Source organism: Aequorivita aurantiaca (genome assembly GCF_030410135.1).
Classification (GTDB): Bacteria; Bacteroidota; Bacteroidia; order Flavobacteriales; family Flavobacteriaceae; genus Aequorivita; species Aequorivita aurantiaca.
Map to the genome: position 1 here is coordinate 36,005 of NZ_JAUGQQ010000005.1, position 24,452 is coordinate 60,456.

General features: G+C 39.9%; 21 protein-coding genes. 5 read left to right on the top strand and 16 right to left on the bottom strand.

Annotated features, from left to right (window positions below; translation table 11 throughout):
* Nucleotides 1-7: 7 nt before the first annotated feature.
* The 7 genes from rpe to QRD02_RS09000 form a co-directional block, all read right to left on the bottom strand.
* Complete coding sequence (gene rpe / locus QRD02_RS08970) at nt 8-670, bottom strand: ribulose-phosphate 3-epimerase (RefSeq protein ID WP_290254604.1); 663 nt, start codon at nt 668-670, stop codon at nt 8-10.
* 5 nt (nt 671-675) lie between these two features.
* Nucleotides 676-1,074 (bottom strand): BLUF domain-containing protein, encoded by a 399-nt coding sequence (locus QRD02_RS08975; protein WP_290254605.1) that lies wholly within the window; start codon nt 1,072-1,074, stop codon nt 676-678.
* Nucleotides 1,075-1,198: 124 nt separating this feature from the next.
* Entirely contained in the window at nt 1,199-2,062 is an 864-nt protein-coding gene (locus tag QRD02_RS08980; protein WP_290254606.1) for a sigma-70 family RNA polymerase sigma factor, read from the bottom strand.
* Between the two features lie 104 nt (nt 2,063-2,166).
* Nucleotides 2,167-3,585 carry an outer membrane beta-barrel protein gene (locus tag QRD02_RS08985; protein WP_290254607.1) on the bottom strand — a complete coding sequence of 473 codons (1,419 nt, stop codon included), beginning with the start codon at nt 3,583-3,585 and terminating at the stop codon, nt 2,167-2,169.
* Nucleotides 3,575-4,132 (bottom strand): RNA polymerase sigma factor, encoded by a 558-nt coding sequence (locus QRD02_RS08990; RefSeq protein ID WP_290254608.1) that lies wholly within the window; start codon nt 4,130-4,132, stop codon nt 3,575-3,577. Before QRD02_RS08990 ends, QRD02_RS08985 begins: the two co-directional genes overlap by 11 nt.
* A gap of 92 nt (nt 4,133-4,224) precedes the next feature.
* A complete protein-coding gene (locus QRD02_RS08995; protein WP_290254609.1) occupies nt 4,225-4,626 on the bottom strand; it encodes a hypothetical protein in 402 nt (133 codons plus the stop codon).
* Nucleotides 4,627-4,635: 9 nt separating this feature from the next.
* A complete protein-coding gene (locus QRD02_RS09000; protein WP_290254610.1) occupies nt 4,636-5,670 on the bottom strand; it encodes an FIDD domain-containing protein in 1,035 nt (344 codons plus the stop codon).
* Nucleotides 5,671-5,768: 98 nt separating this feature from the next.
* Between QRD02_RS09000 and QRD02_RS09005 the strand changes: the two genes are divergently transcribed.
* The gene (locus tag QRD02_RS09005) at nt 5,769-6,323 is read left to right on the top strand and encodes a hypothetical protein (RefSeq protein ID WP_290254611.1); all 555 of its coding nucleotides are present in this window, start codon (nt 5,769-5,771) and stop codon (nt 6,321-6,323) included.
* A gap of 47 nt (nt 6,324-6,370) precedes the next feature.
* On the opposite strand, the gene QRD02_RS09010 is transcribed toward QRD02_RS09005, so the two are convergent.
* Together QRD02_RS09010 and rpsO are read right to left on the bottom strand one after the other, a co-directional pair.
* A complete protein-coding gene (locus QRD02_RS09010) occupies nt 6,371-8,632 on the bottom strand; it encodes a polyribonucleotide nucleotidyltransferase (RefSeq protein WP_290254612.1) in 2,262 nt (753 codons plus the stop codon).
* Between the two features lie 220 nt (nt 8,633-8,852).
* Complete coding sequence (rpsO, locus tag QRD02_RS09015; protein ID WP_290254613.1) at nt 8,853-9,122, bottom strand: 30S ribosomal protein S15; 270 nt, start codon at nt 9,120-9,122, stop codon at nt 8,853-8,855.
* A gap of 184 nt (nt 9,123-9,306) precedes the next feature.
* On the opposite strand from rpsO, the gene QRD02_RS09020 reads away from it, so the two are divergent.
* Nucleotides 9,307-10,143, top strand: a complete 837-nt coding sequence (locus QRD02_RS09020) for a hypothetical protein (RefSeq protein WP_290254614.1) — start codon at nt 9,307-9,309, stop codon at nt 10,141-10,143.
* Between the two features lie 44 nt (nt 10,144-10,187).
* On the opposite strand, the gene accD is transcribed toward QRD02_RS09020, so the two are convergent.
* From accD to tamL, 3 genes are all read right to left on the bottom strand, one after another.
* Entirely contained in the window at nt 10,188-11,054 is an 867-nt protein-coding gene (gene accD, locus QRD02_RS09025) for an acetyl-CoA carboxylase, carboxyltransferase subunit beta (protein ID WP_290254615.1), read from the bottom strand.
* A gap of 36 nt (nt 11,055-11,090) precedes the next feature.
* A complete protein-coding gene (gene fbaA / locus QRD02_RS09030) occupies nt 11,091-12,158 on the bottom strand; it encodes a class II fructose-bisphosphate aldolase (RefSeq protein ID WP_290254616.1) in 1,068 nt (355 codons plus the stop codon).
* Between the two features lie 107 nt (nt 12,159-12,265).
* Complete coding sequence (gene tamL / locus QRD02_RS09035; RefSeq protein ID WP_290254617.1) at nt 12,266-14,848, bottom strand: translocation and assembly module lipoprotein TamL; 2,583 nt, start codon at nt 14,846-14,848, stop codon at nt 12,266-12,268.
* A gap of 12 nt (nt 14,849-14,860) precedes the next feature.
* Here tamL and QRD02_RS09040 point away from each other — a divergent pair, with 12 nt between their 5' ends.
* Nucleotides 14,861-15,589: a TrmH family RNA methyltransferase gene (locus QRD02_RS09040; protein WP_290254618.1), complete on the top strand. Its 729-nt coding sequence runs from the start codon at nt 14,861-14,863 to the stop codon at nt 15,587-15,589.
* On the opposite strand, the gene porT is transcribed toward QRD02_RS09040, so the two are convergent.
* Complete coding sequence (gene porT, locus QRD02_RS09045; RefSeq protein ID WP_290254619.1) at nt 15,576-16,286, bottom strand: type IX secretion/gliding motility protein PorT/SprT; 711 nt, start codon at nt 16,284-16,286, stop codon at nt 15,576-15,578. The genes QRD02_RS09040 and porT overlap by 14 nt on opposite strands.
* A 3-nt stretch (nt 16,287-16,289) precedes the next feature.
* Nucleotides 16,290-17,021, bottom strand: coding sequence for a bifunctional demethylmenaquinone methyltransferase/2-methoxy-6-polyprenyl-1,4-benzoquinol methylase UbiE (gene ubiE, locus QRD02_RS09050; RefSeq protein WP_290254620.1), 732 nt, complete (start codon nt 17,019-17,021; stop codon nt 16,290-16,292).
* Between the two features lie 267 nt (nt 17,022-17,288).
* Between ubiE and trkA the strand changes: the two genes are divergently transcribed.
* Together trkA and QRD02_RS09060 are read left to right on the top strand one after the other, a co-directional pair.
* Nucleotides 17,289-18,638 (top strand): Trk system potassium transporter TrkA, encoded by a 1,350-nt coding sequence (trkA, locus tag QRD02_RS09055; protein WP_290254621.1) that lies wholly within the window; start codon nt 17,289-17,291, stop codon nt 18,636-18,638.
* Nucleotides 18,638-20,143, top strand: a complete 1,506-nt coding sequence (locus QRD02_RS09060) for a TrkH family potassium uptake protein (protein ID WP_290254622.1) — start codon at nt 18,638-18,640, stop codon at nt 20,141-20,143. Before trkA ends, QRD02_RS09060 begins: the two co-directional genes overlap by 1 nt.
* Nucleotides 20,144-20,182: 39 nt before the next feature.
* Here QRD02_RS09060 and purT read toward each other — a convergent pair whose 3' ends face one another.
* On the bottom strand, nt 20,183-21,349 hold the full coding sequence (purT, locus tag QRD02_RS09065; RefSeq protein WP_290254623.1) for a formate-dependent phosphoribosylglycinamide formyltransferase: 1,167 nt from the start codon (nt 21,347-21,349) through the stop codon (nt 20,183-20,185).
* 94 nt (nt 21,350-21,443) lie between these two features.
* The gene (locus tag QRD02_RS09070; protein WP_290254624.1) at nt 21,444-24,356 is read right to left on the bottom strand and encodes a GEVED domain-containing protein; all 2,913 of its coding nucleotides are present in this window, start codon (nt 24,354-24,356) and stop codon (nt 21,444-21,446) included.
* Between the last annotated feature and the right edge of the window lie 96 nt (nt 24,357-24,452).

A 24,452-nucleotide genomic window follows, 5' to 3' on the forward strand; every position in this document is an offset into this window, starting at 1 on the left:
AAATAGTTTAATTTACTTTAACTTCTTTTAGGTCTCTAATGGTCTTAATAGGATCGTTGGAGCCAAAAACATAACTTCCCGCTACCAGAACGTCTGCCCCAGCTTCTACCAACTGTCTTGCGTTTTTGTTAGTTACCCCGCCGTCAATTTCAATTTTAGTCGCGGCTCCATTGGCGTCTATAATTTTTCGAAGTTTTTCAACTTTTTTAAAGGTGTTTTCAATAAAGCTTTGACCTCCGAAACCGGGGTTTACACTCATCATGCAGATTAAATCTATATCCTCAATAGTGTCTTCTAATAGCGAGACATTAGTATGGGGATTAATAGCTACTCCCGCCTGCATTCCTTCCGCTTTAATTCCTTGAAGTGTTCGGTGTAAATGCGTGCAAGCTTCATAATGAACAGAAAGAATATTCGCGCCCAATTCAGCAAAGGTTTTAATATATCGGTCCGGATCAACAATCATTAAGTGCACGTCCAACGGTTTTTTTGCATGCGATGCTATACTTTTTATCACTGGCATTCCAAATGAAATATTCGGCACAAAAACGCCATCCATAACATCGAGATGAAACCAATCCGCCTCACTTGTATTTATCATTTCAATATCACGTTGAAGATTCGCAAAGTCTGCAGCGAGAATGGAAGGTGCGATAATTGTATTTTTCATGAAATTTATAATAAGAACGGTTCGATAAGAGATTTAATGTTTTTAGGATAGCGGTTTTCAACATCATATTTTGATAAATAGGTGTTCAATTTTACGATATCCTCCTTGGTTTTCAATATGCTGAAATTTGCCTCGTAAGTATTGAAAATTCGATTTTCGATTTTTTGATTCAAGATGGTCAGTATATTCCGGTGTCTTTTATCTTTTCGGATTTTCGAGAAAATTTCATCAATAGTGTCTTTTTTGCCTTCAAGTATTTGAAGAAAAAAATCATTGGTGCTCAGCAATGCCCCTGTAATATTAAGAGTCAGGTTTTTTCCCAATATGAAATTGAAAAGCGCTTCTAATTCTGAATCTTGTAACGGACCAGCTTGCTTGCTTAAATAACAGATAGTATGTTCCATGTGAATGTAAAGTTAGAAAAAAACCTCCGGTAATCAGCCGGAGGTCATTCATCAATCAAAAAAACGAACAGTATTCTCTCAGCTCGGCTGAAAAATCTGATACTGTAAGTTATCTTTAGGGAAATTATCCCAAATAGGTCATCAATATTTTGCTTCGCGAGGTATGTTTCAATCTTCGGATTGCTTTTTCCTTAATTTGACGAACTCGCTCCCTTGTAAGATCAAAGGTTTCACCAATTTCTTCCAAAGTCATTGGGTGCTGATCGCCAAGACCAAAATACAAACGAATTACATCTGCTTCACGTGGAGTCAAAGTTTCCAAAGCTCTTTCAATTTCTGTTCTAAGCGATTCGTGTAACAAAGCACGGTCCGGGTTTGGGCTCTCGCCACTTCGCAGCACGTCGTAAAGGTTACTGTCTTCACCTTCAACAAGCGGGGCATCCATGGATACGTGACGTCCGGAATTTTTCATGGATTCCTTTACGTCGTTGATGGTCATATCAAGTTCCTTTGCAATTTCTTCTGCGGAAGGTGGGCGCTCATTGGCTTGTTCCAGATAAGCGTACATTTTGTTGATCTTATTTATGCTTCCAATTTTATTCAAAGGCAGACGGACAATACGTGATTGCTCCGCCAACGCCTGAAGAATGGACTGCCGAATCCACCAAACGGCATAGGAAATAAATTTAAAACCACGCGTTTCATCAAAACGTTGTGCGGCTTTAATTAGGCCAAGATTGCCTTCATTGATAAGATCGGGAAGGGTAAGACCCTGGTTTTGGTATTGCTTAGCTACCGAAACAACAAAACGTAGGTTTGCCTTGGTCAATTTTTCCAATGCTGTTTGGTCTCCCGCTTTTATGCGTTGTGCCAATTCTACTTCTTCGTCTGCGGTAATTAAGTCAACTTTTCCAATTTCCTGAAGGTACTTGTCCAATGAAGCAGTTTCCCTGTTGGTTACCTGCTTTGTAATTTTAAGTTGTCTCATTTAAGAAATGTCCTGTAGATTAAGGTTTAAACTTTTGTATTGGGTTATACGTAAAAACCCTACAAAAGGTTACAGCAGATTTAAAAGAAAAAATTAATTGGTACTTAATTGGTGTTGAAATTATATTTTAAACCTGCATAAAATCCAAAAACAACGCCCGTGGCATTGCGGCTTGCACTGTCCAAAAGCAAAAATTGATATTTGAAAGTGGGGTTTAATTCCACCGTGAAATTTTCTGAAAATTTATAATAGGCCCCGATTCCCGCATTCAAACTAAAACTTATTCTGGAAAGATTGTTCGCACGACCCAAGTCCAATTCTTCATTTCTGGAATTTTCCGCGAAAATTCTATCATCGGTTAATAATAACGTGCTGAACCCTCCAAAAGCGTGTGTCCCAAAGCGGCTTTTGGTTAAGGAATATGTGAGTTGCAAAGGCATTTCAACATATTCAATTTCCTGCCGCAGGTTAAGGGCGTCACTCCCCGCAAAGTTTGAAAGAGTTCTTCGGGAAACATTGTTCCCAGAAATGGCGGAAATGGAAAAGATGCGCAAACTGTCTATGGAAGTGGTGGAAGGTAAATTATTTACGGAATAGCTTATTTTTGTTTTTATAGCGGAAAAGCTTAAACTCAACTTTTCCGTTAAATTAAACCCCACACCAACTCCGTAGGTGAAATTTATTTCTCCCGAAGTTTCAGCGCCGTCCAAACTTTGGTCGAGGGTCGAAGTTTTTTCGGAAACATTATAAAGTACGGGTCCCGCGATTGCCATTACGGTCCATTTTCGAGTGTTTGATTTTTGTATTTCCGTACTGTCTTTTTCGGATAATTTTTTCTTATCCTTTTCTCTTTTTTTTATTTTTTCAATTTTGGCCACCGCCGTGGAGTCTATTTTCTCGGAATCATTTTTTGAAATAGCATTTTTTTCTACTTCTGAAAGAGAAGTGTTATTTTCAGTAAACACCGAATTTTGTAAATTTTCTATGGAGTTTTTTTCATTGTTATTTAATGAATTTGAATCATTAATTTTTTGTGATTTTCCAGAAATTTCAGGCTCGTTTGGAAGTTTTGGGGAATTTGAAGATTTCGTTCGACTATTTTTTGAAACAATTTTATTTTCCGAGATTTGATTTAATGGTTCAGTTTTGGACTCTTTTTCGACTTCTTCGGAAGTTGTATACTCAGCTACTTTCTCTATTTCCTTTTCAAATTTTATTTCAGAAACATTTTCATTTGTTGGTGTTTCAATCAAAATAGTTTTGTCCAAACTATCCTTTACTTCTTCAACTGAAATTTTCTCATCTTTATTCAAAATTGATTTATCCGTTTTTTGAAACATTATCAAAGACAAAATTCCGAAAACGGTCAGCGTGGGAAGCAATAGCCAGAATGCCCGTTTCCGCCGCTTTGATTTTCTGTCCAAAGTTGTGTTTATTTTTTCCCAAACGGATTCGTCCGGGATCCTTTGGCCTTGGTCCAGTTTGCTTTTTAGGAAATCGCCGATGTCTTTTTTATTTTCCATGTGTGCGTATTTTAGGTCCCACGGTTATGGCAGCATTTGTTATTTTTTCGCGCAATATAAGTTTTGCCCGGTGGAAATTGGACTTCGAAGTATTTTCAGAAATTGAGAGCATTTGCGAAACTTCTTTGTGCGAATACCCATCCATTTGATATAGGTTGAAAACCAAGCGGTATTGGTCGGGCAATTCTTGTATGATTTTTAACAACATTTCCAATGGCAAATCGGTGTCGGCGTCCACTTCAAAATTGTCCTCAAGTGTGTCATTCTTTATTTCAACAGTAATTGGTTTTTCGGTTTTGTATTTATCAATAGCTTTATAGATGGTTATCCGTTTCATCCAACCTTCGAAAGAGCCTTTGTTTTTGAAGGTTTTAATTTTTTGGAAAATGGTTATGAAGGCATCGTGCAGATTGTCCTCGGCATCAGCTTCATTACGGCAGTATTTTAATGAGGTAAAAAAGAGGGTGTTTTTATACCTGCGGAATAGCTCGTTTTGTGCTATCCGGTCATATTTAATACATCTTTTTATTAATTCCTCTTTTTCCAAAAAATCTTGTATGGGTTTTTGAAATTGTTTTGTGGCTTTACGTGATGATTCTCTTCAAAATCAACATTTCCTCAATATTTCATAATTTCAGTTTATTTGGCGGTGATAACAATCACTTCTGAACATGCGGGGGCGCCCAAAGGTGTGTCCCGCGCAACGCTGTAGGCTCTAATAGAATCTTTTTTAAAGTTCTTGCCAGCCCTGAATTTTGCCGTAGGCGTATTTGCACCTTCCACCAGAACGAGGGAGCCTCCCAAAACATCCCAATCATAAGATCCGCCCTCAAAATTGCTTGTATAGGTTATGGTAATAATTTCATCCGGTCTTGCATGTTGGGGGCCTTCTAAACAACATTCCGTATATAAAATTTTATTCATTCCTTCATTTTCACACGTATTCTGGATGGGCGAGCGAACAATATCCTCGTGTTTATCCTTTGAACAGGAGAAAAATAGAAATGTTGATACAATGAGTAAAAAAAGATGTGATTTCATAATTATATTTTAACAGTTAATTGCTTTCAGGACTATTGGGACTGCAGAAATTTGGATCCCAGTATTAATATCATCAAATCTCACGTAAATTATCTGGGGGTTTTCGGTGTTTACATGCATTAAATCAATTATTGGATTTGTCCCGGAAATCATATCTTCATAATTGTTATAATAGTTCCAGGTTACAATTGAAGGATCTGAAATTCCCGAAAAAGGGAAGAAACACTCAAAATAGCTTTCTAAATTAAAAAGGCCTATTCCTGAATTGGATTCCGTCTCGCATTCTTCAAATAGAATTTTTCTGCAAAGTTCTACACATTCCTTGGTTAAAAGAAAGCGATTGGTCCCGTTTGCTATTTCCATTTCATTATCATTAAAACTAATAACTTTCCAATCATAATTCCATGTATCAATTATATTTTCGTCACCAGTTAAAAAAATATTGAGGTGCAATTCGTTCTCAATAAAATAAGTAATCCAGGTTCCGCCAAAGGCATTCCCCAGAAAATGAAATCCGGCATTGCCAAAAGGGCTTATTTGAAAGTAAGAATCATCGTATTCACTATTGGGCCCATCTAAATGCGTTACCTTCCAAATGCAGTTTGTTTCCGTAAGGAGGTTGTTACAAGTGATTATTGTATCTGCATAAATACATTTATCTATCGCTTCTTTTAGCTCATCGTTATTATTGATAACATAGGATTGTCCATTTTCTAGCACACTTGTAATGGGGTAGCTTAAACTGATGGATTTCCCTTCGGCGAGCGATGCTAAAAATTCGCTGAAAGCAATATCACTATTTATAAGTTGATAATTAATGATATCCATTTGCTCATTATAAATTACTAAAGTGAAGGGATAATTAAAATCGATACAAGTAATTTCATTATCAAAATCATTGCCTGCAGCTTTTAAAACAAGGTTGTAAAGTTCAGAATTTACAGGAATTATTTTTGAAGGATCGGCTCTGGCGATCGGCTCATCTTCGCAGGAGATGAAAAATGTCAGCAGAAGAATAAGAGGTAAATAAAAGAGATTTTTCATAAGATTTTAATTGGCGTTGTTACCCTATAGTCTGAATCTTTTTAAAAGGTTGCGTGGGCATTAATTTTTTTTATCATCTTTGAAACAAAATCTTTAAGATGAAATTAAATTTTTTTCTTGTTTTCTCTTTGCTGTATGTGCAGTTTCAATCATACTCACAAGAAAATGAAACGATTTCAAAACTTACATACCATTCATTTAGCATTTCCCCTATAGGATTTTATACTGCGGAAGAAACAGTTGGCCCTTCTTTCAGTGCGGATGTTCGTTTTTCATACATGAAAAATATATTTGCATTTGGGGCGGAAGGAGGAACGGACGAATTAATTTACCCTGGGTCAAAGAATCATAATTCCTATTATGAATTCAATCTCTATTACGGTAGGGAATTAAAAGTGTATAAGCGACTTTATATAGATGTTTTTGCTGGGGTTGGCTATGTAAATATTCGTCAGGTTGGTGATAGTTATGAACCTATTGATGACGTCTATTCAACAATAGGAGTACCTGTAACTGGCACCGTTAAGCTGGTTTTAAATAGAGGATTTATTGTTGGTGTTAAATTTCACGCAAACTTAAATTCTGAAAGAATTATTTTTAGCGCTGGACCACATTTACAGTTTACCGCTAAAAGCAGAAGACAATACGAATAAAAAAGCCTCCATTTCTGAAGGCCTTTTTTCTGTTAATTTAAAAGAAATTAATCTCTCTTTCTATCTCTATCGCGATCGCGATTGTCACGATCACGATTGTCACGGCCACGGTTGTCGCGTCCCCGATTGTCCCGATCACGTCCTCCGCTTCGGTTGTCGTCGCGTGGTGGGCGCTCTTTGTAACCTTCCGGTTTTGGCAATAACGCTTTTCTGGAAACTTTATCCTTTTTTGTTCTTGGATCTACTCCCAAATATTTCACTTCAAAAACATCGCCCATATTTACAACATCGGTTACGTTTTCGGTGCGTTCCCAAGCAAGTTCGCTAACGTGAAGCAAAGTCTCATTTCCTGGAGCGTCCATATATTCAACAACAGCACCGAAATCAAGCATTTTTATAACTTTAACTTCGTATGCGCTACCAACTTCGGGCTTAAAGGTAAGCGAGTCGATTTTCGCTAAAACTTTATCAATTCCCTCTTGGTTTGTTCCAAGAATTTCCACGATACCTTCTTCGGTAACAGGATCTTCGTTGATAACAATCGTAGTTTTTGTAGCCTTTTGAAGCTCTTGAATTACTTTTCCGCCAGGTCCAATCAGTGCTCCAATATATTCATTCGGAATAGTTACGGTAACCATTTTTGGTGCGTGTGGTTTCACATCCGCATTAGGAGTTGAAATGGTTTCAACCAATTTATCCAAAATATGAAGTCTACCGGCAGAAGCTTGTTTTAAAGCATTCACCAAAATTTCATACGATAGACCTTTCACTTTAATATCCATTTGGCACGCGGTAATCCCGTCAGCCGTTCCGGTTACTTTAAAGTCCATATCGCCCAAGTGATCTTCATCGCCCAAAATATCGGAAAGCACTGCGTATTTGCCGGTTTCGGTATCGGTTATCAATCCCATTGCAATTCCGGAAACTGGTTTTTTTAACTGAACTCCAGCATCCATCAATGCCATTGTCCCGCTACAAACCGTTGCCATAGAAGAAGAACCATTAGATTCCAACACTTCTGCCACAACACGAACCGTATATGGACAATCTGCAGGAATCATTCCTTTCAAAGCGCGTTGCGCCAAGTTTCCGTGACCAACTTCTCGACGGGAAGTACCGCGAATTGGGCGCGCTTCACCGGTTGAGAAAGGAGGGAAGTTGTAGTGAAGGTAAAAAGTTTCCTCACCTTCGAAAGATGGCATGTCAATTTGGTTTGCTTCGCGTGAAGTACCCAAAGTTACTGTTGCCAACGCTTGCGTTTCCCCACGGGTGAAAATTGCTGAACCGTGTGTGGAAGGCAAATAATCAACCTCGCACCAAATAGGGCGAATGTCCGTAGTCTTTCTTCCGTCCAAACGAATTCCTTCGTTCAAAACCAAATCGCGGATTGCAGCTTTTTCAGCTTTATTGGTATATTTTGAAAGCAAAGGAGCATACTGTTCCAATTCCTCTTCGGAAAAATGTGACCTAACTTCATCCTTTATTTCAGAAAAGTGCATTCCACGTTCGTGTTTTGAAGAACCTCTTTTGGCAACCTCATAAACTTTATCATAAACCAAACCTCGGATTTTGCTCTCCAAATCTTTGTCTTCCGGTGCGGTTTCGAACTCACGGGTTTCTTTTTTGCCGAAAGCGTTGGCCAATTTCACTTGCGCATCAATTTGTTTTTTGATGGCGTCGTGGGCAAATTTAATGGCGTCAACCATTTCTTCTTCGCTAATTTCCTTCATTTCGCCTTCCACCATCATCACAGAATCTGCGGAAGCGCCGATAACCATATCAATATCGCTTTCTGAAAGCTGGGTACGGGTTGGGTTTATGATGAATTCACCGTTAATTCTTCCCACGCGCACTTCGGAAATAGGGCATTCAAAAGGCAAATCTGAAAGTTGGATAGCTGCGGAAGCCGCCAAACCTGCCATTGCATCTGGCATCACGTCTTCATCGTGGCTCATTAATTGAATCATCACTTGCGTTTCAGCGTGATAATCTTTTGGGAAAAGTGGGCGCAAAACACGGTCCACCAAACGCATTGTTAATACTTCACCGTCGCTCGGTCTTGCTTCTCTTTTGAAGAAACCCCCCGGATAACGACCCGAAGCCGCAAATTTTTCGCGATAATCTACGGTTAATGGCAGAAAATCCACTGGGCTTTGCTCGTAGTTTGAAACTACGGTACAAAGCAGCATGCATTTTCCGGATTGTACAACAACGGAGCCGTGGGCCTGTTTTGCCAATTTTCCGGTTTCGATGGAAATCTGTCTTCCATCGCCTAGGTCTATGACCTCTTTAAATACTTTAGGTATCATTTGTTTTTCATTTTTGCGCGTAAGAAAACACGCAGTTAATTTTGGTCAAAACCTGATTTTCAGGTTTGGTGTTGTTGTGTTGTTGTGGTTGACCAATGAAAAACTTTGGGTAGCTTTTCCGAGCGAAGCGAAGGAATCTATTGAATAAAATTCTCTGTGCTTGGCATTAAAAAAAGAAAAGCGAAGAATCTGCAGATTACTTCGCTTTGCTCGTAATTTTTTACTTACGTAATCCTAATTCTTTAACGATTGCACGATAACGAAGAATGTCTTTTTTGGTTAAATAATCCAAAAGAGCTCTTCTTTTTCCTACCAACATAACCAAAGAACGTTCTGTGTTGTAATCTTTGTGATTTGCTTTAAGGTGTTTTGTTAAATGCTCGATACGGTGCGTAAACAAAGCGATCTGTCCTTCAGCAGAACCAGTATCGGTCTTTGATTTCCCGTGTTTTTCAAAAATTTTTTCTTTTACTTCTTGTGATAAATACATGCCAATATTATTAAAATGATTTTTATGTATTGATTCCTCCCGACAGCTTCGGGATTGGAAATCAAGGCGGCAAAGGTACAAAATTCAATTTGAAATGCCAGTGTAGAAAATAAAATTAAAGCAAAATATATATAATTTAACTTTTTGGCGTTTAGGAAACTATAAACCTTTAAACCTCAAATTTATGAAAATCGTCTCTTTTAAATTTTCAATTGTGTTTTTTTTGATTGGTGTCTTCACGCTTTTAAGCTGTGAAAAAGATGAAAATGATGAGCAACAGGAGGAAGTAAATTTTACTTCGGAAGACTCCGCGCGTGCGGCAAGAATGGATAATGTTGCCGAAGGAACATTCAATATTATGGAGCAGGCCTTTGTTGAAAATGAAACAGGAGGGCGAGGTCCGAATATGGTTTCATTATTTCCGCAGTGTACCGAGATTACTGTGGGAATGGATGGAAATGTTTTTACCATTCTCCTTGATTTTGGCGCTTCATGCACACTTAATAATGGCAATGTGGTGTCCGGCAGTATATTGTTGGAATATGGCCCGTTGGTTGCCGGAACCTATACGGTTAATTATTCCTTTCAGGATTTTACGTTCAATGAAAACGGTGTAAGCGGTGGTGGTGAGATTTTGTATGAAATCGCCAACCAAAATGATAATCCGCAATCTACCGTCAATGAAAGTATAACGATTAGTTTTCCAAATACAACCGTAACGGGAACTCGTAATGGAATCCGAATTTCCGAATGGGTTGAAGGTGTTGGCTCAGGCAATTGGATGGACAATGTTTATCACGTAACAGGAAATTGGCAAACCGAATTTACAAATGGTTTTGACAGAAGTGGCGAAGTAACACAGGAGCTGGTTCGGAAATTATCGTGCCGTTATTTGGTTAGTGGAATACTTGAAGTAACCCAAGATGGTGTTTCTGCAGTTATAGATTTTGGCAATGGCGAATGTGATAATCAAGCCGTATTTATTTTCAATGGCGAAGAATATCCGTTTATAATGAACTAAAATAAACGAATAAAAAAAAGCTGCCCAATTGTGGGCAGCTTTTTTTATGCGGTTTTTTCGCGAAGCGGTCTGTTCAAAACCAAATCGAGATATAGATTTATCTTCCGTTTCAAATCGCGACGGTGCGTGATAAAATCCAGAAAACCGTGTTCCATAAGAAATTCTGCCGTTTGGAAACCCTCAGGCAATTCCTTTCCGGTGGTGTCGCGAACTACACGTGGTCCAGCAAAACCAATTAACGCACCAGGTTCACTAATGTTTATGTCGCCAAGCATTGCGAAGGAAGCTGTAGTTCCTCCCGTTGTTGGATCGGTGCATAAAGAAATATATGGTATCCCGGCATCACTCAATTGAGCGAGTTTCACACTGGTTTTCGCAAGCTGCATTAATGACAGCGCCGCTTCCATCATTCGGGCACCACCACTTTTTGAAATTATCAGAAGAGGGATATTTTTTTTAAGGGAATAATCTGCCGCTCGGGCAATTTTTTCGCCTACAACACTTCCCATGGAGCCTCCAATAAAACTGAAATCCATACAAGCCACTACCAAATCAGAACCCATAGATTTTCCAACGGCGCAACGGATGGCATCTTTTAATCCGGTTTTATCCTGCGCCTCTTTTAATCTATCGGTATATTTCTTTTTATCCTCAAAATTTAAGGAATCCTTGGACGTAAGATTTTTATCTAATTCCTTGAATTTATTATCATCAAAAAGAATTTCGAAATATTCCTTGCTGCCTATGCGCACATGGTAGCCATCTTCAGGACTCACATAAAAATTTTTTTCAAGCTCTTCACTATCAACAACCTTTCCCGTTGGAGATTTGTACCACAGTCCTTTCGGAACGTCCTTTTTCTCTTCGGTAGGGGTTTGAATTCCTTTTTTTGTTCGTTTAAACCAAGGCATATTTTTTACAGTTTGTGATTTGTGGTTAGTTTAATACTAAAGCGTATTCACGTTATTCAAATCCTTGAAAGCTTGCTCAAGCCTTTTTTTGAAAGTCAATTCGCCTTCGCGAAGCCATTTTCTGGGATCGTAATATTTTTTGTTGGGAAGCTCATCACCCTCGGGATTTCCGATTTGGGTTTTCAAATATTCTAAATTGTTCGTCATATAATCGCGAACGCCCTCGGTAAATGCAAATTGCATATCGGTGTCAATATTCATTTTAATTACGCCGTAGCCAATGGCCTCGCGAATCTCTTCAACGCTCGAACCGCTTCCGCCGTGAAACACAAAGTCTATAGGGTTTGGACCGGTATTGAATTTTCTCTGAACATACTCCTGTGAATTTTTCAATATAATCGGAGTCAGTTTCACATTTCCGGGCTTATAAACACCGTGTACGTTTCCGAAGGCAGCGGCAATGGTAAACTGATTACTTATTTTTGAAAGCTCCTCATAGGCATAGGCTACCTCCTCGGGCTGGGTGTATAGTTTTGAGGAATCAACGCCTGTGTTGTCCACGCCATCTTCCTCGCCGCCAGTAATACCAAGCTCAATTTCCAAGGTCATTCCCATTTTGCTCATACGCTCTAAATATCGTTTGCAAATTTCAATATTTTCTTCAATGGGCTCTTCGGAAAGATCGATCATGTGTGAGCTGTACAATGGTTTTCCCGTTTGTTTGAAAAATTTTTCGCCAGCGTCCAAAAGGCCATCTATCCACGGAAGTAATTTTTTGGCGCAATGGTCTGTGTGAAGGATAACTGTTGCCCCATAAAGCTCAGCCAATTCATGAATATGTTTTGCGCCAGCCACTCCGCCTGCGATTGCAGCTTTTTCATTTTCATTGGATAATCCTTTCCCGGCATTGAAATGTGCACCTCCGTTAGAAAATTGAATAATTACCGGTGCATTAAGGGCTGCAGCAGTTTCCATCACAGCATTTACGCTATCGGAACCCACAACATTCACGGCGGGCATTGCAAAACCTTTTTCTTTGGCGTATTGATGTATTTTCTGTACTTCTTTTCCGGTTGCTACGCCGGGCTTAATTCCGTGGCTCATAATTTATTGGGTAAAAATATTGTTCGTTTCTAGTTCATAATATTCAAGACATATAACGGATATATGTGATTTATTTTTAGCCTACAAAAATAACAATTTTTAATGGTTTAGAAAGGATAGTTGATCCCTATGTTGTAAACAGCGTTGGCAAAATTGTAGTCCTTAAACCAACGTTCTCCCACAGGCCTTCCCGGATCGTGGGTTTTGAAACCTATATCAAAACGGAATACAAAAAACCCAAAATCATACCGAAGGCCAAAACCGGAAGCGACGGCCGTTTCCTTTAAATCTTCAATTCCGTCAAACCGAAATGATGGTATTTCTACATCGTCAAAAACATTCCAAATATTACCGGCATCAATAAAAAAGGCACCTTTTAAATCCCCCAAAATGGTATATCTATATTCTCCGTTGAGAGCCAATTTAAAGTTTGCATCGTTAAAGTCAAGTATGCTCCCGCTGCTTCCAGGTCCAAGATCATAGGCTCTCCAGCCTCGGTTATCATTGGTTCCCCCGCCGAAATAACTACGGGTGAAAGGAATATTCGTGCTATTGCCGAAGGGAATGGCAATCCCGCCAAAGGCGCGAAAGGCAAATATGTTTTTTCCGTCCAAATCCCAGTGTTTGATGTATTCCGCCTCAGCCTTTGCATATTGTGAATAGGTAATACCTAAAATTTCATAAGAACCTTCAGAATTTTTTGTCAGTCCGGCCAGACTTGAAATACCGGAAAGAAAATTTCCGGCAGATTCCAATTTTAATCGGATTCTGGAAAAATTATTATCGTTTATGTTTTCCCGTGTATCCCGGGTCAATGTAATGTTTGAGGCGAAAATCAAGTTGTTTTCGCTAAGTCGGAGTTGGCGCTCATATATGCTCAAAACCTCTTGATAGGTATCGGGATCGCTATATATTTCCCTAGTTAAAACATCATTTATGAAAGTATCAGTTTCCTCTGGAACTTCCAAAAATGGATCCGTGCCCGGACTGTTGAAATCGTAATTTAAACCTCGTGCTATATCGTTCAGAATGGAATAGGAACTCTTGTAAACATTAAAATAATTTTCAGGATTTAGATTTCGTACAAATTGCAGATTAAATAAATCTACTTGATATGTCAATATTTTTGAGGGTTTCCATCTATAATTGAAGATTGCGTTGGACGTTTGCCTGTCCAAACCAATATTGTTTTGGGCGCTATAACCAAAAATAATGCTAGTAGTGGGCGACATATATTTAGGGATAATTTTTTCAGTATTTAAAGGAAAAAGAATACGGGGAAATGTGAGTTTGGCGTCACTTCCAAATTCTGAAATGTTGAAAAATTTGCTCTCGCTGTCACCCGCGTCCTTTGAAGATCCCAAACTGCCGCGACCCGAAATTTCAAGGATTTCCGCGCCTCGAAAAATATTTCTAAAAATCATGCTACCGCTAAAGCTGACACCAAATTGTTGAATGGTTGAGGTGAAGGCATCAAAATCTACTCCTAAGGTAAACCGATCGCGGGGACTTAATAATATGGTGGAATTTAAAAGCTTGCCCGTGGTATCTGCCGCTACTTCGGCATAACTGATGTTGGGATATTTAAAAATCCGAAGATCGCTCAACTGGTTATAAGTTAGAGTTCTGTCAATATCCTTAAAAATTCTGCCCGGTGTAATGGAAACTGCAGAGGTTATTGCCTTTGGCCGAAACCGCATCTTGCCATAGCTAAAAAGCTTGTAGCCCTTAAAACTGACGGAGTCTTGAAAAGTTTTATTTCTGTTCTCGTAAGAATAATCCGTTACAATCCGAACTTCATTGATGGTATGTACCTGAAACGGAACGGTGCGGGTGCTATCACCTTCCGTAATTTTTCGGTCGGGTATAATATAGGTTATATTGGCTTTGTGGTCGGTATTCACTGTATCTGCCTCAAAACCCACATAGTCCTGTTCAAAGTGATAAAGGCCCGAGTTTCTGAAAAGGATTGTTAGCCGGTCCCGTTCGTTCACAAAATCATTGGCTGCATATTGTTTTCCCGGAATAATAAATGAATTGGTTTTTGAATTTTGAAACAATGAATCCACCACGGGCGAGCTTATTTTTTCGGCAATTGTATCGCCAATAATATAAGGCTGATGTTTTTTTACAAAATAAGTAATGGTGGCTCTTTTCTTCTTTTTTTCGTTGGGTTCAATTTTATAATCCACTTCGTCATTGAAATATCCGTAGCTTGCGTACCAACGTTTCAATCGCTCTATCGATTTTGCAATGCGGGGCTCGCTGATTATTACCGGCGCATCTCCAGATTTTTTGAGCCATCTATTAAAGCCCACATAACTGCTGTCAATCTGATCCACTTGCTTTTTTGAGAGAAAACGAACAAGACGCTCCTCTCTTTTCGGTTTTTTGTAAAGCCATTTGTAATAGGTGGAATCGGGTTGCGGATCTGCCAGATTCCAAATATGTAAACCAAAAGGAATACCCAAAAGCGGAATGGTAGGGTTGGGTTTTTGTGCGAGTTGGCTGTGAACGCCTGCGTCCTTAGTTTCCACGCTGTCCACTAGAATTTTGTTTTTTGTAAGCAAATATTTACCCTCTGGCACCCGCTTTACTGCATCACAGGAAAAAAACAAACTAATTAATACTATAAATAGTGATATTTTTGTGAGGTCGCGCTTCAAGTGTAAGGTTTTATTCAATTTCAAAAATAGTATAATTTGCTCAGCAAAAGTCAAACAAAATTAATAACGAGTCTTCAGCAGAAAAAGTACCGGGAAGAAACAGGGCTTTTTGTTGCGGAAGGTCCCAAAGTTATCCATGAGCTGCTGGATGGGGGATTGGCGCTGCACTTGCTTTTTTCTACCGTAGGATTTGAAATTACGCATAAAAATAACCTTCAAGTTACGGAGGCCGAACTTAAAAAATTGAGTTTTTTAAAAACCGCAAATACGGCTGTAGCGGTTTTTGAGATTCCTAAAATAAAGTTGTTACGCGATGAAGGTTTGATAATAGCTTTGGATGCCGTCCGGGATCCGGGAAATTTGGGAACCATCATTCGGCTTTGTGATTGGTTTGGAGTGAAACAAATAATCTGTTCCGAAGATACCGCAGATTGTTATAACCCGAAGGTGGTGCAGGCAACCATGGGGTCATTGGCGCGTGTACAGGTGCATTATTTATCGCTTATGGAATATTTAAGCCGAACCAACCTGCCAATTTTCGGAGGTGCTATGAATGGTAAAAATGTTTATTCCGAAAAACTGCCGGCAACCGGAATTTTAGTAATGGGAAACGAAGCTAACGGTATTTCCGAAGAAATAATCCAAAAAATTACGCACAAAATAACCATTCCCCGATACGGAAATATTCAAAAAACGGAAAGTCTCAATGTGGCTACTGCAACCGCAATCCTTTTGAGTGAATTCCGCAGAACTACTGGAACGTAAAGTTTACAAATACCCCGCGTGTGGATAATTTATCGACGTTCCCGGTCCACGGACTGTTTGGGTCGTCATCCGGTACCAACTCATCGCTCATAGCAAATACCCCGCGGATGGAGGGTGTGAATTTAAAATAATACAGATAAAAATCTATGCCGAAGCCAAGTTCATAATAATTGGTACTCTTCGTCATTCTAAACCTCCCTTGTTCATTATCTTCCGGGTTATTTTCATTGCTTGAAAGATTGATAGAGGTGGAAATCCCACCTATAACAAATGGTTTAATGTTGTTTAGTCTTTTCGTGGAAACTTTTAGCAAAAGTGGCACGTGAATATAAGTAGATTTCACCTCTCTTAAATAATCCTTCGGTTCCTCAAAACCTGGAAAAATAAGGTTACGCTGCGTAAAGTAAAGTCCCGGTTCCAAACGCAAATTTACGTATTGATTGATACGCATATCGCCAATAAGGCCAACATTAAAGCCTGTGGAACGTTCTACCTGAATATCGGTGTTGTCATCTTCAAACTGTTCTTTGTAATCAAATTTGAAATCATAACTATTGAAGCCCAAAAAATAACCCCACGTAAATCGCTTTTTGTCAAAATTCTCCAAATTTGCCAATCGCTCTTTATTAAAAAACCATTGCGCATTGGCGCTATGAGCCATAAATAAAACAGTTAGGACAAAAAACAGCTTCTTCATAAATTATTTTGTAGCATTATAGATTGTTGCCACCCCAAAAGTCTGGGGAATATTTTTCACATCCTTAAACCCAATTTTGCGCAAAATATTGTTGAGCGCTTCCCCATGCGGAAATACCGAGGCGCTTTCACTTAAATATTTATAAGCAACTTTATCCTTCGAAAATATTTTGCCCACCATCGGCAGAATTGTTTTCGTATAAAAATGATATCCTTGTTTAAATGGAAATTTTGAGGGCACCGAGGTTTCCAAAACCACGAAAATTCCCCCGGGCTTCAATACGCGGAAAATTTCCGCAAGACCTTTTTCCAAATTCTCGAAATTTCGAATACCGAAGGATACGGTTATGGCGTTAAAAGTATTGTCCTCAAAAGGCAGAGCTTCTGAATCTGCCTGTACGAATTCGATTGTTTCAGCAATTGCTTTTCCCGCAACTTTTTTGCGCGCCATGGAAAGCATACCCTCGGAAAGGTCGAGGCCCACAATTTTTTCGGCTGAAGTTTTTTCTGCAAACTGAATGGCAAGATCACCCGTGCCCGTGGCCACGTCAAGAATGGTTTTTGGTTTTTTTTCCGCAACCATTTTTATGACCTTTTTTCTCCATTTAATATCAGAACCCAAGGAAATGATGCGGTTAAGGCCATCGTAATTTTCCGAAATAGTATCGAACATTTGCTCAACCTGTTTCTTCTTTCCTTCGGAGGAATTCTTATAAGGGGTTATTTTCTTTTCCATAAAAAATTGCGCTTGCAAAACTACTGTTTTTTAATGAAAATGGATTGGAAATCAAATTCGAAAAAAAAATCTCAATCGAAAGAAATATAGAAATCCATGCTAAATTGAAAAACAGAAATGTTTCTGAGTCATTTCTTCCCACAGCTTTTAATAGCTGATAAAATCCTTTGCTCGCCAACCTTTTCCCAAGAAATGCCGATAGCTGTTTACTGCCTATTATTTCTATATCTTTGCATAGTTTATTTTGAAGTATAAAATAATTTCTCAATGAAAATTATCATTGCCGGTGCTGGCGAAGTTGGATTTCACCTTGCAAAATTGCTTTCTTTTGAATCTCAAAACATAACCCTCATTGATACTAATCGGGAAGCATTGGCCCACGCCGATGCTAACTTGGACATTCGGGTAGTTCGCGGCGATTCCACCTCCATCGCGGTTTTAAAGGATTCGCAGGTTAGCGAAACCGATCTTCTAATTGCGGTAACTTCTAGTGAAACCACGAACATTACCGTTTGTGTTTTAGCGAAACAGTTGGGTGCAAAACGCACTATTGCACGAATTTCGAACACGGAATTTATTGATAAAAAAAATGAAGTTGGGTTTGAAAAATTCGGAATTGATGAACTGATATCACCAGAATCCCTGGCCTCCAACGAAATTGAATTGCTTCTGAGCCAAAGCGCGTTCAACGAGAGTTATGAATTTGAGGATGGCGCATTAATGATGATTGGGCTTAGCCTTAACCGTACATCTGCTTTTGTTGGCAAAACGGTAAAGGAAATGGCCAAAGTGTATCCGGAACTGCAGTTTGTTCCCATCGCCTTGCAGCGTTTCGGAACCCAGTATACCATCATTCCGCGGGGTAATACCCAATTTAAGGATGGCGATCAAGTATATTTTACTACCGTTCAAAAAGGCGACGATCAAATTTTTAAGCTTTCCGGCAAAAGTAAACAGGAAATAAAAAATGTAATGATTTTGGGCGGAAGCAAGATTGGTTACAAAACAGCGAAGGATCTTTGTAAAAGCGGTTTCAACGTTAAGCTTATTGAAAGCAGCAAAGACAAAGCTTTTGAAATTGCCGATGATATTCCCAGCTGCCTTGTTATAAACGGCGATGGGAGAAATGTGGATTTGCTCTCGGAAGAATCCATTGAAAATATGGATGCGTTCATCGCGGTTACCGGAAACAGCGAAACGAATATTATGTCCTGTTTGGTGGCCAAGTCAAAAGGCGTTAAAAAAGCGATTGCATTAGTGGAAAATATGGACTACTTTCAGTTATCGCAATCTATCGGAATTGATACTTTGATCAATAAAAAATTGTTGGCGGCCAATAATATTTTCCGCTACGTTCGTAAAGGCGATGTTGTGGCAATGACAAAATTGAACAATATGAATGCCGAGTTGCTTGAATTTATGGTTTCTCCGCACTCTAAGGTATGCAACAAAAAAATAAAGGATCTCGATTTTCCCGTATCGGCTATTATTGGCGGAGTGGTTAGAAATGGGGAAGGTATAATTGCCCTTGGCGACTTCGAAATTAAAAGTGGTGATAGGGTAGTGGTGTGCTGCCTGCCACAATCTATCGGTAAAGTAGAAAAACTTTTTATCTAATGAGTTCGCTGACAAAACTCAATTTTAAAATTATTTCACATTTAATGGGGCTTTTACTAATGGTGAATGGCGGTTTTATGCTGCTTTCGGCCATTGTAAGCTGGTATTATAATGACGGCAAGCTCAATGAAATGCTGCTGGCCAGCGCTGTTGCCGTTGGGTTTGGCGCTGCCGTAATGCTTTTGACAAGGAACCACCGAAAGGAAATTCAAAAAAGGGAAGGATATATTATCGTTGCCTTTGGATGGATATTTATGGCCCTTATTGGCACCTTGCCCTATATATTTACTGGAGCCATTTCCAGTTTTACAGATGCCTTTTTTGAAACAATGAGCGGTTATACCACCACGGGAGCATCCATTCTTACGGATATTGAGGTCGTTCCGCGAGGAGTTCTATTTTGGCGCAGCATCACGCATTGGATTGGGGGGATGGGGATAATAGTTTTGGCCATTGCAATTTTACCGCTATTGGGAATTGGCGGTATGCAACTTTTTGCGGCTGAGGCGCCCGGCCCAAGTGGAGACAAACTGCACCCGCGGATAACGGACACCGCCAAAAGGTTATGGCTTATATATGTGGGCTATACCGTGGCCGAAACCATTTTGCTGAAAATGGCCGGAATGAGCTTTTTTGATGCCATAAACCATTCCTTGGCAACATTAAGTACCGGTGGATTTTCAACCAAAAATGCAAGCGTGGCCTTTTGGAACGATAACCCAATGGTGCAATATATCATCATTGTGTTTATGTTTTTGGCGGGAAGTAACTTCGTGTTGAGCTACTTTGCCTTTAAAAGAAAATTTCAAAAAATATTTCAAGATGAGGAATTTAAATTATACTCCATTTTTGTTGTTGCTTTAACCGTCGTAGCTGCATTCTTGATTTATTTTGAAGCCGATCTAAACATTTCCAGCATTAGCCACCCAATGGTTTGGGGGCCTGTCGAAAATGCGGTGCGCCATTCCCTTTTTCAGGTTTTGAGTATTATTACCACAACCGGATTTGTTACGGCGGACTATACACTGTGGACACCCTTTTTGACTATCTTCTTTTTTGGGATGATGTTTTTGGGTGGCTGTGCGGGCTCAACAGCGGGCGGAATAAAAATTATGCGGCATTTAATAATGATAAAAAACGGAGTTTTAGAATTTAAAAGAACACTGCATCCCCACGCTATTTTGCCGGTTCGCTATAATAGTAAAGCCATACCGCAGCCCATTGTGTATAATATTCTTGGTTTCTTTATTCTTTATATGTTGTCTTTTATAGTGGGTACCTTGGTTTTTTCCTGGTTGGGTCTCGATTTCCAAACAGCTCTTGGGGGTGCCGCTTCAACATTGGGAAATATTGGTCCGGCCCTTGGCAATTTGGGCCCTGTAAATAATTACGCAGCGCTACCGGATGCGGCAAAATGGTGGTCGAGTTTTTTAATGCTTATAGGAAGATTGGAATTATTTACGGTTTTAATATTGTTGACACCATTTTTTTGGAGGAATAGATAACCATTTAAGAGATTCATTTATTACGCCAAAAAGTAATTACTAACCGGAAATGATCTTTACGTCACTCGCCAAAGTTTTTGCCTTTTCCGTTACTTCAACAATGTTTCCTTCCAGATTATCGTAGGTTAACACTAAACCCATCCTTCTAAAAGGGCGTGATGTAGGTTTGCCGAAAATTCTAAAATCAGTTTTCGGGGATGCTGCTATTTTTTCGATGCCTTCATAAATAGGTTTTTCAGAATTTTCAGTAGCGAGAATTACGGCGCTGGCACCAATTCGCTCCTGCGTGATTTCAGAGATGGGAAAGCCTAAAACAGCTCGAAGATGCAATTCAAATTCATTGAAATTTTGAGTATTTGCAAGCGTTACCATACCCGTGTCGTGCGGCCGCGGAGAAAGCTCCGAAAAGTATACGCCATTCTCACCCACAAAAAACTCAACGCCCCAAACGCCGCAACCCGTTAAAGCCTCGGTAACTTTTGCGGCCATTTGTTGCGCTTCTTTTAATATTGAATTTTCCATAGTTGCGGGTTGCCAACTTTCCATATAATCGCCCCGTTCTTGCCGGTGGCCAATGGGCGGGCAAAAAAGAGTGATTCCCGAACGTTGGGTAACGGTGAGGAGTGTTATTTCGTAATTAAAATCTACGAAAGTTTCTACGATAACTTCGGAAACGTCTCCACGGGATCCTTCTTGTGAATAAACCCAAGCTTTTTCAATATCAGCTTCCGATTTTATTGTGCTTTGGCCTTTTCCGCTGGAAGACATTAAAGGTTTTACCACACAGGGCATTCCTATTTCTGAAACTGCCCGCGATAAACTTTCAACTGAAGTGGCGTAGCGATAATCAGCCGTTTTCAAACCTAATTCCTTTGCGGCTAAATCCCGTATTGCCTTTCGGTTCATGGTGAAATTTGCAGCCTTGGCCGAAGGAATTACCGTGTAGCCTTGTTTTTCATATTCGTAAAAGCGTTCTGTGCGGATGGCTTCAATTTCGGGCACTATATAATCTGGTTTGTATTTTTCAACCAATGCGTCCAATGCGTTGCCGTCCAACATATTTATTGTTTCGGCAAAATCTGCAAGTTGAGCGGCCGGTGCATTTGGGTAGCTGTCCACGGCAATTACGGTTTGTCCAATTCTCTTGGCGGCTATGGTGAATTCTTTTCCCAATTCTCCGCTTCCCAATAATAAAATAGTGGCCATCTTTTGTTTTTTGTAAAAATACAGCAATGGTTGTCATGAAAAAACCCAAAGCAGGATTTGTGCTTTGGGTTTTTCTGTTGATGAATTTACAAAGTTATTTAACGATTACTCGTTTAACTCTTCCATCTTTTTTATTGCCAACACGAACTAAATATACTCCTTTGGCTACATAGCTTAAATCCAGTTTATAATTGTAGCCATTGCCGTTGTTTTCCAATTTTCTGAACAACAATCTTTGTCCGAGTGTATTGTAAACGGATAGATTCATTGCTTCGGAATAGTTTACCGTTTTTAAGCTAACGTCGAAATTATTGTTGTCGAGTGATAATATAGTCAAACCATTTTCGTCAAAAATATTTTCACCGACACCCACGGTACCAATTTGTGCGGAATAGTCCTCGGTTTCACCAAAATTTGTTTCCTCACAGGCATCATCCGGAACGGGACCGTTCCAGTTGGTTTTTGCACGCATTAAATGTTGACCGAATGCAGCACCTGCGGGTATAACCAAATCAGTTGTAATTGTGTACGTTCCACTTCCTTGGCCGGGAGCAATTTCAATATTGTTCACCACGATTTCATCATTTGTGAAAACGAAATCGTCATTAAAATCAATCCAAACGCGAACAAACTGGCTTCCGTAACCGGTGGTTATCGTAAGTTCATTGGTGGAGTCTGGCATCATTCCCGCAACAAGATTTGTAAAATCTGCATAGCCTTCACAACCCGATGGATTGTTTATGTCGGTTACACTAAAAAGTCTAAATCCATCACCGAAAGAACAATCGCCAACGGGCTGACAGTTTTGTTTAATGATTACAACAGAGGTAGCATCATTGGAAGGATCACTATCACCGGGCAAACTAGTGTATGCAGATAAATTATAACTTCCAAGCGCCGAGAAATCGGCAGTTTGGGCAAAGGTGTAGGACATAGATGAATTTCCGGCCAAAGGACCTGAAACAGTTTCAGTCACTACAGTACCGTCCAAATCATAAGAAACCTCAAAATTGGATTTTGGTTCCCCTCCAAAGTTATTGATGGTAACCACAATATCCTCTGTAGCTGTTAAATCGGTTCCAGAAACAGGAGCCGTAATTGCAGTAATGCCAAGATCATTTGGCTGTAGATAGGTTACGGTCTTGGTGCGGGCATCATTTGTTGTGTCTTCATCGCCCGCCAGATTTGTTTCAGAAGTGATAGAATAAGTTTGGCCCACGGTACCCATATTTGCGGTAGCCGTAAAGGTATATTGAGCCGTAGCGGCAGAGGCAATCGTTCCCGTAAAGGTTTCCGAAACCACTGCGCCCCCATCCACTTGGAACGTTACCGGGAAGTTTGAGGCACTGTTTTGTCCGTAATTGAAAATAGTTACGGTAACCGTTTCACTGTTTGAAAGAGTGCCTGTAACCGGGGAATCAATGCTCACAACACCAACGTCATTATTAAAGTTTGGAGCTATTTGGAAAACGCCAACCACATCTTTTCTTCCACTATTCATGTATTCATTTATGAACCAAAATTGTTTATCGTTAGATGGATCCACATCAATTTTGCTATAATCGCCATAACGAAGCCCTGGTATATTTGCATTTCCGGGAGCAATTAATTCTTCAGCAATTGTCATGGTGTTTAAAGGATCATTTGCGTAACGGCCGGTGTAATAAGAACTAACACGCTTTGAGGTAGGATCTGGTGTGGTTGGTCCTGCCATAGAAGTGTAGCCCATTCCAATGTTTCCTTGCAAATCCATCATCATACTGGCATGCCACGCGTGTTTTCCATCGGGCGCCGTATAGGTGCCTTCTTGATGAATTGACCATGGTTGTCCATCAGCCGCTTGGCGAAGTTCAAACCAACGAACACCGGCAAGCTCACCACCAGAGGCATCGGTATCAACCACAAAGTTGAAAACTGCGGAGTTGTGGCTGCCAAATTTTCTAAACTGGGCCTGGTTCATTATGGTAGCCTGAAGAGCATCTATATCTGCACCACCTCCGGGTTGTGAAAGGTTTGAAAAACTTCCACCATCAAAAACGGAAATGAACGGCGTGGTGGTCAATTCGTTCGGGGCAGAAATTGTAGAACTTCCTGGACTTGCCCAGTTTACATCAACCGTCCATAATTTTATATGATCCTGAGCAACACCAGACCATGCGTCATCCTGTAAATATACAATTGGCAAACCTCCTGCGGCAGGCAAGTTGCTATTGCTTACGTTCAGCGCCTGTGGGCTGTAAAAACCGCTAGTTATAATTCCGGGAAGCGGAAAGCCAATAATTTGAGCGGTTGGATCACCTGCGAGCATTTTGGTACGCTCCATTGCATAAATTTTATTGGAAGCTGAGGTATTATCAGTCATATAGTAACCATCGCTCCAAACGGAAAGTTTTTGGTAATCATTTATTTGGGGAATGGTATAAACGTACCATCCATCATTCACAGGGTCTGGACCGTCAGAAATTGCAATCTGGGCACCATTTCCTAAAAACGTCATCACGAATCTATCTGCAGCGTTATCATAGGATATGGTAAGATCGCAACAGCCGCCGTTTGGAAAAATGGTTGGGTTGGGGCTGATCTGGCCAGTAAGTGCATTTCCGCTTTTATCAAAAATCCGGAATCCTGTGTTGAACACCACCACGGCATGGTTTGGCCCTACGCCAATGGATGGATCTGTGGGTTGTGAATTGGAACTGGCTGCATCAAACACCAATGTTGGCGCTCTTCCGCTTAATACTTGTTCCATTTTATTGGGATTTCTTACGAAATAGTCATCTTCAACCTGAGGATCTTTGCCCGGGATAATGAGGTTTTTGGAAGCTCTTCCATCTTGCATAACCTGTTCCTTTACACGAGCTGGCGCTAGATTTGTTTGCGAGGCAATTGAAGGAACATGCACCATGGAGCCAATAGTGCCTACGTAAGTTGCTTTGGTTTTTTCCTGTGCCTGTACTTGAAATACAAGTGCGAAGAAAAATAGAATTAATGTAATTTTAGTTTTCATTGTTCAAGGTTTTGTTTTGGATTAAAAAATATAAGGGCCTAAAATACAGATAAAATAACGATTGGAATGAAGCACGGATCAATTTAACCAATTCCC